Annotated in this window: 10 protein-coding genes; 5 read left to right on the top strand and 5 right to left on the bottom strand. The window is 61.2% G+C overall.

Going from position 1 to position 13,865, the window contains the following annotated elements:
- Positions 1-302: 302 nt before the first annotated feature.
- The gene (locus LDZ23_RS28495; protein ID WP_152563167.1) at positions 303-632 is read left to right on the top strand and encodes a hypothetical protein; all 330 of its coding nucleotides are present in this window, start codon (positions 303-305) and stop codon (positions 630-632) included.
- 11 nt (positions 633-643) lie between these two features.
- Here the strand turns inward: LDZ23_RS28495 and LDZ23_RS34895 are convergent, their stop codons facing one another.
- The 3 genes from LDZ23_RS34895 to LDZ23_RS28485 all read right to left on the bottom strand — a co-directional run bounded on the left by LDZ23_RS34895 (position 644) and on the right by LDZ23_RS28485 (position 3,870).
- Positions 644-772, bottom strand: a complete 129-nt coding sequence (locus LDZ23_RS34895) for a hypothetical protein (RefSeq protein ID WP_268811670.1) — start codon at positions 770-772, stop codon at positions 644-646.
- Positions 773-980: 208 nt separating this feature from the next.
- Positions 981-1,427 (bottom strand): NUDIX domain-containing protein, encoded by a 447-nt coding sequence (locus LDZ23_RS28490; RefSeq protein WP_051078963.1) that lies wholly within the window; start codon positions 1,425-1,427, stop codon positions 981-983.
- 331 nt (positions 1,428-1,758) lie between these two features.
- Complete coding sequence (locus tag LDZ23_RS28485; protein WP_008346153.1) at positions 1,759-3,870, bottom strand: phosphocholine-specific phospholipase C; 2,112 nt, start codon at positions 3,868-3,870, stop codon at positions 1,759-1,761.
- Between the two features lie 494 nt (positions 3,871-4,364).
- Here LDZ23_RS28485 and LDZ23_RS28480 point away from each other — a divergent pair, with 494 nt between their 5' ends.
- The gene (locus LDZ23_RS28480; protein ID WP_008346152.1) at positions 4,365-5,531 is read left to right on the top strand and encodes a YbfB/YjiJ family MFS transporter; all 1,167 of its coding nucleotides are present in this window, start codon (positions 4,365-4,367) and stop codon (positions 5,529-5,531) included.
- Between the two features lie 24 nt (positions 5,532-5,555).
- Here LDZ23_RS28480 and LDZ23_RS28475 read toward each other — a convergent pair whose 3' ends face one another.
- The gene (locus LDZ23_RS28475) at positions 5,556-6,962 is read right to left on the bottom strand and encodes a replication initiation protein (RefSeq protein ID WP_008346150.1); all 1,407 of its coding nucleotides are present in this window, start codon (positions 6,960-6,962) and stop codon (positions 5,556-5,558) included.
- 642 nt (positions 6,963-7,604) lie between these two features.
- Here LDZ23_RS28475 and LDZ23_RS28470 point away from each other — a divergent pair.
- From LDZ23_RS28470 to LDZ23_RS28460, 3 genes are all read left to right on the top strand, one after another.
- On the top strand, positions 7,605-8,816 hold the full coding sequence (locus tag LDZ23_RS28470) for a ParA family protein (RefSeq protein WP_033536892.1): 1,212 nt from the start codon (positions 7,605-7,607) through the stop codon (positions 8,814-8,816).
- On the top strand, positions 8,813-9,790 hold the full coding sequence (locus LDZ23_RS28465) for a ParB/RepB/Spo0J family partition protein (RefSeq protein ID WP_034470099.1): 978 nt from the start codon (positions 8,813-8,815) through the stop codon (positions 9,788-9,790). The genes LDZ23_RS28470 and LDZ23_RS28465 overlap by 4 nt, the downstream gene beginning before the upstream one ends.
- 1,446 nt (positions 9,791-11,236) lie before the next feature.
- Positions 11,237-13,375, top strand: coding sequence for a TonB-dependent receptor (locus LDZ23_RS28460; RefSeq protein ID WP_404989942.1), 2,139 nt, complete (start codon positions 11,237-11,239; stop codon positions 13,373-13,375).
- 15 nt (positions 13,376-13,390) lie between these two features.
- On the opposite strand, the gene LDZ23_RS28455 is transcribed toward LDZ23_RS28460, so the two are convergent.
- Positions 13,391-13,864 (bottom strand): hypothetical protein, encoded by a 474-nt coding sequence (locus LDZ23_RS28455; protein WP_008346145.1) that lies wholly within the window; start codon positions 13,862-13,864, stop codon positions 13,391-13,393.
- Position 13,865 lies beyond the last annotated feature (1 nt).

Here is a 13,865-nt window from a genome sequence, read left to right as displayed (position 1 = left end):
GCGACCTCGCGCCTGCGATACCACGTAGGCCGCTTATGAGCCGGCTTGCTCATTTCATCTGCCTTATGTTTGGAAGAAGGCGAAAAGATAATTTCGAACACGGCCAGCAAAGCGAGGCCGATTATTGCGAAAAAAACAATTGCGCCTATAACACCGCCTACAGACATGCTTCCTCCGCGCTCGTACGCGTTGAATCAAGCATTAGATAAAACCTGCCGCTGAAAGTTTTGGCCGAATGAAATTTTGATTTATTCGCGGATTATATCACATCGGAAATCGGCCAATTTCCGCGTGACGGACCTATGTGGATGATTTTCGGACGGATGCGGCCCGCGCAAATCCCTGAACAAAAGGGTGAAAGCGCATCTTTTCCGTGGACCGCTCGCCGGGCAGCGCGGCCGCGCGGGCGGACGAACGGCATGGTGCGGCGCGGGCCGGGGACGCGCATCGACCGCTGCGACGCGAAGGCCGGCGCGATTTATTCGGAGACCGATGCAGAGCGTATTACACGTCGAGATGCGGATTTCGAAAGACAACGGCGCGTCATTCGAATGCGCGCGTCGATATTCCCGATTTGCCGCCAGTCGTCTCGCCTATTTGACCGACGATTAACCGATCATTTCAGCAAGTAAGAAAGCGCGTTTCACGCGAGCCCCTCTTTTTCCGCGGGTTTGTCGGACGTTGTCAAGAAAATGTCCGCTACCGCCAATAAGGAAAGGCCGACCACCGCCACGAACCCGACGGTTCCGGCGAATAGGCTGACGAGCTTCATGGTTTCCTCCGCCAGTCAAAGGGCGAATGCTTCCGTTGCTCAAGCTGCCGCTCGCGTCCGACGATACTCGCCGGTGCGCCTGGCAACCGTCCCAACGCTAGCATAGGCATAAGTTCGCCGGAAAAGTATTCATTTCGTGGCGAAACAAGGTGCCTTCGCGATTTGCGCAGACGAAAAAAGCCTCGATGCGACCGATCGGCGACCCGATTCAGCGCCCGCGCCTGCCGGCGCCGGCCGTCATGGCCGCATCGGCGTCGCCGTTTTTCCACGCGTGCCGCGCCGGCTCCCGGCTGCCGCCCATCGCGCGGGTCAGGATCGCGCGTGTGCCAGGCGTCGCACTGACTTGCGCGAGTTGAGGCGCATCGATCCACAGCAACTCATGGAATCGCGCGCCGGCTTTCGGCCGCAGATGCACCTCGTCCGGTATCGCAATGCGAAAAACATGATGCAGATGATGCGCCGACGCCTGCTGAAACAGAAACGCCGCAGCGCTCGCCTCGACGCCGGTGTCTTCGTGCAGCGCTCGGATCGCTGCAACAATCGTCAATTCGTCGTATGCCACCGCTCCGCCCGGCAGAAGCCACGGTCCGCCACGCTCCCGGACCAGCAGCACTGACTGGCGACGAACCAGCAGCACGGTTGCTCGTTCTCTCATCCCCGTCTCCGTGTTGCACCCCAATTCGTTATTGGATCGATGCTGCGATACGGCGCGCGGCGTGCCATTTTGATTTCACCGTCGCGTCGAACCTGAGCGTGAATTGACGTGCACGTTCGATCTTCACAGGCTTTGTCGCGCTTCGCAATGCGTGATGTCCCACGTATGTGCGCTGCACGACGAGGCTGGCCGGCAAAAAATGCCCGCCTTTGCGAGACTTTGGGAGTGGACTCGAGCTGCGGAGTTCCGCTGGACTGGCGGATGGCGGAGGAAAAGTCGACGCGGCCGCGCGGGTCGATGCGCGCGGCCGGCAATGCTCGACGCGATTGCGTCAGGCGCCGAACGCCGGATCGCTCATGCTGTCGCGCCCGGTTTCGACGTGACCCGCGAGACGGCGCAGGAACGCGGAATCGGTGTCGACCGTGATTTCGATGTCATACCAGCCGTGCGCGTCGCGCAGATCGACGTAGAGCTGCTCCGTGTCGCCGCCCCGCACGCGCCGCGTGACCGTCTTCGATGGATCGTAGGCATTCTTCACGCTGAAGGTGCATGCCGCGGTTCCGCGGTTCGCGAGCCGCAGTTGCAGGTTGCCGTTGGCGACGTCGTAGCCTTCGGCGACATCCGGCGCGGCCTGCTCGCGCGACCACCAGTGCGACTGCGCGCTCGCCTTGCCCGCGATCCGCCGCAGAAAGCCGTTCGGGCCGTGCACGACGAAATCGAAGCTGCCGTCCGCGTTCGCCGCGACGCTGTCCGCGAGACGCTTGCGCGCTTCGACCGTATAGGTGCGAGGCGCATCCGCGCTCGCATTGCGATACAGCAGAAAGACCGCGCCCGCGCGTCCGGTGTTGACGAAGTCGAACGAGACGGCGTCCTTCGACGCATCCGGGCGCGCGCGCACGAAAAGCTCGTACGGCAACGCGCGCGCGGCGCGCACGCCGGACTCCTGCTTCGGCAGCGCCTGCGCGGCGGGCGGGACAGGCACATAGTCGGGATGGCGCTGCTTGTCGGGCGGAACGTAGCCGCTCGTCGCCGGCAGCGTCGGCATCGCGCTATTCGGATTGCGGAAGTCGAACGCGGACGTCAGATCGCCGCAAATCGCGCGACGCCACGGCGAGATGTTCGGCTCGGCGAGGTTGTGCGCGCGCCCGAAGCGTTTCTGGATGAAGCGGATCACCGAGGTATGGTCGAAGGTTTCGGAGCATACCCAGCCGCCTTTGGACCAAGGCGACACGACGAGCATCGGCACGCGCGCGCCCAGGCCGTAGGGGCCGCTCGCGTATTTCGCGCTGCCCGGAAAGATCTCCGCGCTGGTATCGACCGTCGAAAGACCGTTCGCGCTCGACGTCGGCGGAAACGGCGGGACGAGGTGATCGAAGAAGCCGTCGTTTTCGTCGTAGTTGATGAGCAGCGCCGTTTTGCTCCACAAATCCGGATTCGACGTCAGCACCTGCAACACCTGATCGATATACCAGGCGCCGTAGTTCGCGGGCCAGTTCGGGTGCTCGGAAAACGCCTCGGGCGCGACGATCCACGAGACTTGCGGCAGCGTGCCCGCCGCCACATCGCGCTTCAGGATCGAAAAGTAGTCGTCGCCGGCGACCGCGTTCGTGCCGCGACGCGCCTTTTCATACAGCGGACTGCCGGGCTGCGCATTCTGATACTGCTTGAAGTACAGCAGCGAATTGTCGCCATAGTTGCCGATGTACGCGTCGTCGGTCCAGCCCCACGAATTCTTCGCGTCGAGCCCCGTGCCGATGTCCTGATAGATCTTCCACGAGATGCCCGCGCGCTCCAGCACTTCGGGGAACGTGGACCAGCCGTAGCCGGCTTCCGCGTTATCGACGACCGGGCCGCCGCCGGTGCCGTCGTTGCCGACATAGCCCGTCCACATGTAGTAGCGGTTCGGATCGGTCGATGTGTTCGTCGAGCAGTGATACGCGTCGCAGATCGTGAAGGCGTCGGCGAGCTGATAGTGGAACGGGATGTCGTCGCGCTGCAGATACGCCATCGTCGTCGTGCCCTTGAACGGCACCCATTGGTCATAGCGGCCGTCGTGGAACGCGCCCTTCCCGTCCGTCCATCCGTGCGGCAAATCCTGCAGGAACTGCAGGCCGAGATTGGCGGCGTCCGGGTGGAACGGCAGCACTTCGCCCGCACCGGACGCGATCGGCTGATTGAACACCGGCTTGCCGTTGGGCAGCGTCACGGCGGTCTTGTCGCCGAAGCCGCGCACGCCGCGCATGGTGCCGAAGTAGTGATCGAACGAGCGGTTCTCCTGCATCAGCACGACGATGTGCTCGATGTCCTCGATCGATCCATGACGGTTGTTCGCGGGAATCGCGAGCGCCTGGCGAATGCCGAGCGGCATCACGTTCAGTGCGGCGGTCGCGCCTGCCGCCTGGGCGGCCGCGCGCAGAAAGTCACGACGGTTCGTGTTTTTCATTCGTTTTGCGGGAAGTAAATGGATGGGTCAGTCAACCGTGTGAATCACCGGTGTCGCGAGCGGTTCCGACGCGGCTCGCGCTATCGCGGGCTGCGCCGCTTCATCGGATGCGCCTCCTGTGGCCTGTTTCGCCCAATTCTGAAGCTCGCTCGTCGCGGATGGGCCGGATGTCGCGGATGTTTCGGACGATACGTCGCGCGTGAGCCCGGCGGAGGCCGATGATTCCGTGTCCCGCTCGCCGCAACCGCAAACGATTGCACTGGCGCAAACGACGAGACACGCCACGAGCGCGTGACGGCATGCAACAGTGGACATCGGTTTCTCCGGCTTCGGTCGCAGATCGATACAGCGCTGCGAAGCTTAGCCACGGCTTGTGTAAGCAATATGACCGGTCCGCGATACCATAGGCCGCGTATCGACAACAGGACGAAAAGAGCGTGATACAGCGTGACGATGCAAGCGGGGAACTTCGCAGACAGGCGCTTCTGCTCGCGATGGCGCTATCGCTCGGCAGCGCCATCGCGCTCGGGCTCGCGCGCTTCTCCTACGCGCTGCTGCTTCCGCCGATGCGGCTCGACCTCGCGTGGAACTTCGCCCAGGCCGGCGCGATGAATACGGCGAATGCGTTCGGCTACCTGCTCGGCGCACTCGCGTTCTCACGATTGTCGATGCGCGCGCCGTCGCGCACGCTGTTCGTCGCGGGCTGCGCGCTCACCGTCGTCCTGATGGCGGCGAGCGGCACGACGACCGATACCGACGCCCTGCTCGCGTTACGCGTCGCGACGGGAATCGGCAGCGCGCTCGTCTTCGTGAGCGGCGGCGTGCTGGCGGCACGGCTCGCATCGATGTCGCCGCGCGACGCCGGACTCGTCATCGGCTTGTATTACGGCGGCACGGGCTGGGGCATCGTGATCTCGTCGATACTCGTTCCGCTGACGGTCCTGCCGGTCGCGCACGGCTGGCGCGTCGCGTGGTTCGCGCTCGCCGCGGGTTGCGCGGCGTGTTCCGGCGCCGCCGTCTGGGCCGCGCGGCGTATCGAATCCGCGCAGCCTGTTTCGGCGACGCGTCAAGGTACGGACAGCGCCGCGGGCGCGCCGGTTCGGCGGCGGCGTTTCGCGCTCGCGCTCGCCGGATACGGGTGCTTCGGTATCGGCTATATCGGCTACATGACGTTCATCGTCGCCCTGCTTCGCAACGCAGGCATGAGCGCGGCGGTCGTGATCGGCTTTTATATCCTGCTGGGCGTGGCGACGGTCGTATCGGCGCGGATGTGGTCCGGGCTGCTCGATCGCATGCGCGGCGGTCAGGCGCTCGCGATCCTCAACGGACTGCTCGCCGCCGCAACGCTCATTCCCGCGATGTTCGCGCATCCGCTGGCGGCGTTCGTCTCGGGTACGTTGTTCGGCGCGACGTTTTTATCGGCGGTGGCATCGACGACGGCTTTCGTGCGGCACAATCTGCCGGCGAATCAGTGGCCGCGTGGGATCAACGCGTTCACGATCGTGTTCGCGCTGGGGCAGATCGTCGGTCCGGTCGTGATCGGACGGGTGTCGGACAGCGCCGGGCTCACTCGCGGACTCGTTTATTCGGCGCTCGTGCTGGCTGCCGGCGCGGTGCTCGCGGGCTGTCAGAAAACCTTGCTGAATAGACAGGATGCCTGAGAAATTCTCGACCCTTCGCGCAGATCAGATTCGGTTGCCCGCACGCGCCTTCTTCATCTTCGCGTAGACATGCGAGCAGAAGGCGTCGGCGACCACGCGATTGACGGTGAGAATGTTGTCGGCGCTCAGGCTCTCGCGTGAAACGCCCTGCTTCTCGATGAGCCGCTGTGGAATCAGCTGGCTCACGAACGAGTGACACAGTTCCTTGCGTGCCGGCGCATCGACGGATTCGAAGTACTCGCGGCCGGCGCGGATCTCCTCGCTCATCTTGGCTTTGGCCGTATCGTTCTGAACCTGAATGCTGGCTTCAAGATGCGCCTGCGCCGTATCGCGCGAACGGCGGTCCTTCTTGTCGTCCTCGAGTTGCTTCGCCTTGATCGACGCCATCTTCCGGTCCGCTTCGCCGATGCGGTAATTCCCTTCCAGGGCCTTGAACAGATAGCCGCGCGGGCTGACCGTCACCTTGCCTTCGTTGAGCTTGTATCGCGTGTATTCGATCGCCTGTTCGAGCCGCTCGTCGGTCCACACGTCGCGCCGCTTCGCGAGGCGCTCGAAGTCGGGGGTATCGAAAGCGAATTCGTTGTGCAGAAGCAGATACATCGAATCCTGAATGCCGGCGCGCGCCGCGTCGGCGCCCTGCTTCTTCGTGAAGCGGAAACGGATTTTCAGCTTGTCCGCCGGAACGCGATCGGCATTGGGCTCCCAGCTGACATCGAAATCGGAGACTTCGTTGAGCTGGTCGATGGCGGGCTCGAGGAACCGCTTCTTGAATTCCTTCACTTCCTTGCGCGATTCGCCGACCTTGCCGGGCCATTCGAGCACGTCTTCGAATGCGAACCACTCGGTCACACCGTGGCCTTCGCACGGAATGAGGCGGTCGTAAATCGCGCGGGCGAGCGAAAGCGAAAAAGCCGTCGATGCGCGCAGGCTCAGCCAATGCGCCTTGTACGGGCTGATCAGATATTTGATGACCCGCCCGGCAAGCAGGACGCACACGACGTTGCGCTCGATGTAGCAGTCACCCAGCAAACTGATGGTGCCCCACGAGTCCTTCTCGGTCAGTTCCTCGATCGACGGCGCGGTCATGATTTCGACGCGCGCCCGGGCCGCGGCTCGCATCTGCGCGATCAGATGACTGTGGTTGCGGCTGTCGTAGCGCATCAACCACTTGAAGTAGTTGACGTCGGCCGTGAACGTATAGACCTTGTCGTCGATGAGTTCTTCGGGCGCCTTCGTCGCAACGATGAAGTACGCCGCATCGAGCACGCGCCGCGCGGCGATGCCCAATCCGCCGACCCGCGTGAAGATGTTGTTGCGCAGGAAACCGATGTCCCTCGTCGACTCGCAGATCGCCGATCCCTGCGCGGACATGTCTTCGTAGATGTCCAGCGCCAACTGCTGCGGTGTGACAGTGAGGTCTTGGTTTTCCATGCTTCCGATTCGGCTTCGATCCCCGGCACTCTATCAGGCGAGCGAGGGGTGTCAACACAAAAACCACCCCGCTCCTGCTTGACGTTATCCGCACAAAAATCGCCCCGTTCGCTGAGGCGGATCACAATTTCCACCCCGGTCGCCACAATTTCCGCCTCGTGCGGCCCAATTTGCGGCGCCGTCCGCACAAAAAGCGCCCTAGGCGTCACAAAAAGCGCCTCTATCCACAGGGTTGCGTGTTGATTTTTAAGGGAAATGGGTGGCGCTGTTTGTTGGTGGGTGGTTTTAGTTTACAAAAAGACTGAACTGACATCGACTGAGTTTACGCTCGCTGCGGCGAATGAATTTCGTTAAGTCGTTGAATCTAATATAGAAAAGCGGATGAGAGCGAACCGCACAAAAACCGCCCCCGGGGTGGTTTTTGTGCGGACGCCGCAGTGATTTCACGATGCTTAGGATTCAACTCGTTCTTCGCCGTCTACTCAATTCACGGCACCGAGCGGCCTATTTAGAAAAGAACGAAAAATCAAGGGGTTGGATATACACCGCTGGCCGATCGGTTAAAACTCGACGCAATACAACCTTGTTTACGCGTATTCGTGTATTCTGCGCTTCGACGTCAATACTTGGAGAAAGCGCAGAATGGCAAACGTAGGCACGCTACCTATGGAAGACCGGAAGGTTACGCTCCGCGAAGTTGCTGAGTTCGCGGATAACCTGGAACCCTTCTCGGATAACCTTCGTGAACAGATTCTGGCGCCGCGTCCGCGTAAGCTCGCGCCGTTCTATACGATTAGCGAACTGGCCGAGATGTGCAATCTGACTCGGCAGCAGATTCAATATCTGGTCACGAAAGGCGAAGGCGGGCTTCCGACAGGCACGCTGAACGGCAGCGGCCGCAGCCGGACATTTACTCTGCCTGAAGTGCGCGTCTGGGTGAAGATGGCTTCTGATATCTACCAGACCCGGCTCGACGACAGCAACGGCACCTTCAGAGGCAAGGTGCTGACAACGGCTCAGTTGAAGGGCGGCTCCGCTAAAACCACAACGACGGTTTGCCTCGCACAGGCTCTGACGCTTCTTGGCCGCAAAGTATTGCTCATCGACCTCGATCCGCAAGCTTCGGCTTCGGAGTTGTGCGGTCTCTATGCCGAAAAGGAAATCTCCGGCGACGACACCGTGCTGCCCTATATCTACGATCAAAACGTAGAGGGCGGTCTCGGCGCGAGCGTGCAATCGACGTATTGGGATGGCCTCGACATCATCCCCGGCCATACATTCTTATATGGAGCGGAGTTCTTGCTGCCGGCTCGCCAGAAGACCATTCAGGGCTATCGATTCTGGGCAGTCTTGCGCGAGGGTCTCGAGCCATTGCGCTCGCAGTACGACTACATCCTGATCGATACGTCACCGTCGCTGTCGTATATGAATTTGAACGCGCTGCTCGCCGCCGACGCGCTCGTCATGCCGATGATTCCCGAGAATCTCGACTTCATTAGTTCGCTCGCGTTCTGGCGACTCTTCTCGGACGTTGCCGAAGACTTCCTTCCTTACGAGGAGGATAAGGTCTACGACTTCATCTCTATTTTGTTGTCGAAGGTGGATTACGGCAAGACGTCGTCCGCGCCGGTTGTTCGGCAATGGGCGCAAAGCGCATACGGGCGCTGGCTCGACCCGTTCGAGATTCCGGCCAGCTCGGTCATGAGCGGAGGCGCGCTTTCCTTCTCGACGGCACTCGACGTGGTCAGCACGCATTCAACGGCGAAGTCGCTTCAGCGAGTGCGACAGCCCATGATGCAATATGCCAAATGGCTGGATGATATGTTCGTCAAATCGTGGAGGGAGTCGGCATGAGTAATAACATCCGAGAACAACTCATGGCCAAGACGGCCAACCTGCCGAAGCCCGCGGATTTCAAAGGCGAGAACAAAAAGGATAAGACCACTCGTGGCCCGCAGACGATGCCGGGAATCACGAGTGCGCTAGCTGCTGCACAGCTTCGGATCCAGGAACTCGAAGCCCGAGGTGTCGACACAGAAATCTCGGTCGATGCGATCGTGCCGAATCCATGGCAACCGCGTCGTCAATTCAACGAAGGCAAGCTTTCCGAGTTGGCGCGGTCGATCGGTGAGGTTGGGCTGTTGCAGGCGGTAACGGTTCGACGAGTCGGAGAATCGTTCCAACTCGTTGCGGGCGAACGACGCTGGCGCGCACATAAGCTGATCAACAAGGCGACTGTTCGCGCAGTTGTGATCGACTGCACGGATCAGGACATGGCGGCTTTGGCGTTGATGGAAAACGTGACGCGCGATGATCTGTCTGATTATGAAATCGCCATCGCGATTCGTCGTGCGGAAGCGGAATTTCCGAACCGAACGCGGCTCGCGGAAGCTATGGGCATTACTCGTAGCGACCTGTATCGGTTTCTTGCATATGATGCGCTCCCGGACTTCGTGAAGCGGGATCTGGATTTGAACCCGTCCGTGCTCGGAGCATCGTCGGCTCAGGATATCGCGAACGCACTGAAGAAGACGGGCGAACATGGACTCAAGGTGCTGCAAGAATTGTGGCCGATGGTGCTGTCGGGCGACCTGGTTCAGACGAAGGTTGCGCCGAGTTTGAATGCACAGGCCAGCCGTGGAGAATCGGCGACGGATGCCGGTGGGCGGAGCATCCTGAAGATCTTCGCCGGAAAGGTCCAAGCCGGGAGCATCACGAAGGATGTCAAGGGACTGACCTTCAAGTTCAAAGCCGGAGTGATGACAGAGGAGCAGGAAAGTCAACTTAGAGAACACATAGGGAAGATGTTCTCGATTCGGTCTGAGTGATTTTTTTGAACCCGCCTCGGCGGGTTTCTTTATGGGCGACAAACCAAGTTTCGCGTGACGAAAGTTCAAGGGCGAGAGTGGCATGTGTCCGAATTCGGACACATGTCCGGGTTCGAGCGCGTAGGCACGATGCGCGACCATTGTTGCCAACGACCTTGGTGTCCGAATTCGGACACATGTCCGGGTTCGAGCACGTAGGCACGATGCGCGACCACTGTTGCGAACGACCTTGGTGTCCGAATTCGGACACGTGCCCCGGTTCGACGGCGTAGGCAGGATACGAGACCATCGTTGCCAGCGACCTTAGTGTCCGAACTCGGACATGTATGGCCGGCCTGCCCGCCGTGGGCTGCAGGCGAGGCTTTCGCTAACGGGCCTCGATCGCATGACGGAGCGCACCAGCCGAAAAATGTCTTCCGCTCCGACAGCGCGACCGTAACGAGCGATCCGAATCCGGAAGGCGCGACGCTGCTCAGCCGTGTTCGGGACTCGAGGCCACCGATCACTTCGCTTCTCACCAGCGGAAGCGGTTGCACGCGGACTGTCCGAATTCGGACACTCTGTGGCAGACGAGAACATCAAAACGCACGCACTGAGCACATCGATTGGACAGCATGCGACGACGAATCTCCGGCAATCGGTACGCGTGGGGGAATGCTCTGCCCGCGCCTGTGCTCCTCGCGTCTATTCGCGAACACCGCCATCTTCATTCACACCCAAGCCGACGGACCGCGACCTTCTGCTTGCGACCGCGGAAAGCGGAAGTGCTCGACGGCACTCGAAAATGAAAAACGCCGAGTACGTCCCTGTCTCGCCCAATGAGGCGCGCCGACGCCGTTACCGCTGTTAAACCTGCAACCCACCTTGGCGCCTGATTGCCATTAGCTGAAGTGACTGGCGAAGGTCGAGGAGGAGTGGTGATTCTTTATCGTTGCCGCCAGAGACAAGAGCGGACCATGCGACGCTATCCAAACTGGTCCATTCGCCACGCCATACCTTGTATTTAGCGTGCATGGATAACGAATGTCCGCGGACTGACTCAACGGTGGCTCAGGACCATCGCAAGGCGAACAAAATCGGTGCTTGGGTGCGGCCGGCCGATCATTCGCGGCTAACCAAAGACCAATGCGCCAACGTGACGGGTATCGAAAGCTCTACTCGTGCGTGGAACAAAGCGAACCACAATAGCATTCAAAAAACCAATTAAAAATCAATAGGTTAGATAAACAAACTCAACTTGTTTCACGAAAAGAGGTCCACCGAACAGTCCGAATCATCGCGAAGCAGCCCGCTCGCCAAATCTGAACGCCCGAAAGACACCCGCAACTCGCCGTCTGTATCAAACACTACATAATCCGTAAAGTTCAAGTCGTCGACCATTGAAATCACCATAATCCGACCGAGCCAAACCACGCGATACGTTATATCATTTCGTCGTTCACAGCGATGTGCCGCCTCCATGCCCGGACAGCGCCGACCAAACGAAACGTTATAACATCACATAGAGCGACCGTGTTCAGTCCAAACCCAACATCGACGCCCGCCCGCGCCTTCAACGTCCTGCCTTGGACGGCGCTCCTAATCACAACTGCGGCCAGCGCCCAATCTCAACCGATAAACGACACATCGCTCCAACCGATCTTCGTAACCGCGAACCCGCTAGGCTCAAACGCTTTGGCATCCCCGACAAGCGTCCTCGACGGCACTGCCCTCACACTGCGACGCGCCGACTCCCTCGGCGAAACCCTGAACGGACTCCCCGGAGTCTCGACGACAACCTACGGTCCGATGGTCGGAAGGCCGATCATCCGCGGCATGGACGGGGACCGAATCCGCTTGCTGCAGAACGGCGTCGCGGCTTACGACGCATCGTCGTTGTCCTACGACCACGCCGTGCCGCAAGAATCGCTCTCAGTGGAACGGGTGGAAATCGTGCGTGGGCCGGCGGCGTTGCTCTACGGCGGGAACGCGATCGGCGGAGTAGTGAATACGATCGACAACCGCATCCCGCGCGACCCGATCAAAGGCGTGTCGGGACAAGTCGATGCCAGCTACGGCGGCGCCAACGATGCCCGCGCCGGCGCCGCGCAAGTCGAAGGCGGAAATGGCCGATTCGCTTTCCACGTCGATGCCTTCGATCGCGAGACGAGTAACGAGCGCATCCCCGGATTCGCGCACTCGGATGGTCAACGCGCGCTCGACGGCCCCGATGTCGCGCAACCCTACGGCAGCATCCCGAACAGTGACGGCCGCTGGCACGGCGGCGCCGTCGGCTCGTCCTACACGTGGACGGACGGTTACGCGGGCATCAGCTACAACGGATACGAGGCGAACTATGGCTCGGTCGCCGAGGACGATGTGCGTCTTCGCATGCATCAGGATCACATCGCGGCGTCGTCGGAGATACGCGATCTGCAAGGCCCCTTCAGCCGGTTGAAGCTCGACTTCGCCTACACCGACTACGAGCACAAGGAGATCGACGACGGCGAGACCGGCACGATTTTCCGCAATCACGGATACGAGGCGCGCATCGAGGCGCGGCACCGGAAGATCGGTCCGCTCGATGGCGCGATCGGCGTGCAACTCGGCCAGAACACGTTCTCCGCGCTCGGCGATGAAGCGCTCGTGCCGACATCGCAGACGACGAACGCGGCGCTTTTCGGTCTGGAAGAGTGGACGGTCACGGATGCGCTGAAGTTGAGCATCGGCGCACGCTACGAACACGTGAACATCGATCCGACGTCGGGTGGAAACGAAAAATTCGCCGATTCCCCGAAGCGCGATTTCAACGCAGGCAGCGTCTCGGCCGGCGCGCTGTTCAAGCTGAACTCGGCGTGGAGCCTCGCCGGCAATGTCGCGTACACGGAACGCGCGCCCACGTACTACGAGCTTTACTCGAACGGTCCGCACGATGCGACCGGCCAATATCTGATCGGCAACCCTGACGCGCAAAAAGAAAAAGCGATCTCGACCGATTTGTCGATGCGCTTCGCGAGCGGCGCGAACAAGGCGAGCGCGGGCGTCTTCTACAGCCGCTTTCGCAACTATCTGACGGAATTCAACACCGGCCGGCTCGTCAACGACGACGACGAACCCGTCGCGCCCGGCACCGACGATGCGCTCAACGAAGCCGTCTATCGCGGCGTGCGCGCGGAGTTCTACGGCGTCGAACTGGACGGAACCTGGCGCGTCTTCGACAAGGGCGCGCAACGTCTCGATGTCGAAATCGTCGCGGACTACACGCACGCTCGCAACATCGATACCGGCGAGGCATTGCCACGCATCTCGCCGCTGCGCGCGACGCTCGCGCTCGACTACGCGTATGGGCCGTACGGCGCGAGAACCGAACTGGTTCACGCGTGGGCGCAGCATCGCGTGCCGGAAAACGAACTGCCGACCGCGAGCTACACCACGCTCGGCGTCATCCTGACGTACAAATTTCGCGTCGGCGCGACGAACTGGCTCGCCTTTCTGCGCGGCCAGAACCTGACTAATCAGGAAGTGCGCTACGCGAGCTCGGTCGTGCGGGACATCGCGCCGGAAGGCGGCCGCAGCGTGATGATCGGCTTGCGTACCGCCTTTTGACGGCGAACGCGAGCGTCAAACGCGCGCCGACTTGCGGGCTTGCGTCGACTGATACGGCTCGCCGGCCTTGAAGCGTTCGAGCCGTTCGCTCGCAACCGACAAGGCCGCGAGCGACGCGCGCCGCAACTGATGATCGTAGAGCGACACGATCGCCGCGATCCGCTCGAAGTCCTCGGGCGCGAGGATCCACGAACCGGACGTGCGTCCGATGTCGAAGACGGCGGCCATCGACTGGTCCGCGAGCAGCAGTTCTTCATGCGAGAAATCGCCGTGTCCCGCTTCGGCGAGGAACTTGGCGAGATAAATCGCCTCGGTGACATGCTGCGCCGGCGCGACGTCCGACGAACCCGAGCGCAACGCCGTCAGCGACATATGCGCCACGAGTGCGAGCTCGTCCGCCACTGCGCGCGGGATGGGAAGCAGCTGCGCTTTGCTGAGCCGCGCGCGCGTCGCTTGCGGCGAGCGCTGAAAAGGAATAGTGCGTGACATG

It is taken from the genome of Caballeronia zhejiangensis (assembly GCF_022879815.1).
GTDB lineage: Bacteria > Pseudomonadota > Gammaproteobacteria > Burkholderiales > Burkholderiaceae > Caballeronia > Caballeronia zhejiangensis.
This window is presented reverse-complemented; position numbering and strand designations above follow the sequence as displayed.

Excerpts from the sequence above, each read along its gene's own strand:
- LDZ23_RS28495 (WP_152563167.1), top strand. The coding sequence starts at position 303 with ATGTGGATGATTTTCGGACGGATGCGGCCCGCGCAAATCCCTGAACAA.
- LDZ23_RS34895 (WP_268811670.1), bottom strand. The coding sequence starts at position 772 with ATGAAGCTCGTCAGCCTATTCGCCGGAACCGTCGGGTTCGTGGCGGTG.
- LDZ23_RS28490 (WP_051078963.1), bottom strand. The coding sequence starts at position 1,427 with ATGAGAGAACGAGCAACCGTGCTGCTGGTTCGTCGCCAGTCAGTGCTG.
- LDZ23_RS28485 (WP_008346153.1), bottom strand. The coding sequence starts at position 3,870 with ATGAAAAACACGAACCGTCGTGACTTTCTGCGCGCGGCCGCCCAGGCG.
- LDZ23_RS28480 (WP_008346152.1), top strand. The coding sequence starts at position 4,365 with ATGGCGCTATCGCTCGGCAGCGCCATCGCGCTCGGGCTCGCGCGCTTC.
- LDZ23_RS28475 (WP_008346150.1), bottom strand. The coding sequence starts at position 6,962 with ATGGAAAACCAAGACCTCACTGTCACACCGCAGCAGTTGGCGCTGGAC.
- LDZ23_RS28470 (WP_033536892.1), top strand. The coding sequence starts at position 7,605 with ATGGCAAACGTAGGCACGCTACCTATGGAAGACCGGAAGGTTACGCTC.
- LDZ23_RS28465 (WP_034470099.1), top strand. The coding sequence starts at position 8,813 with ATGAGTAATAACATCCGAGAACAACTCATGGCCAAGACGGCCAACCTG.
- LDZ23_RS28460 (WP_404989942.1), top strand. The coding sequence starts at position 11,237 with ATGTGCCGCCTCCATGCCCGGACAGCGCCGACCAAACGAAACGTTATA.
- LDZ23_RS28455 (WP_008346145.1), bottom strand. The coding sequence starts at position 13,864 with ATGTCACGCACTATTCCTTTTCAGCGCTCGCCGCAAGCGACGCGCGCG.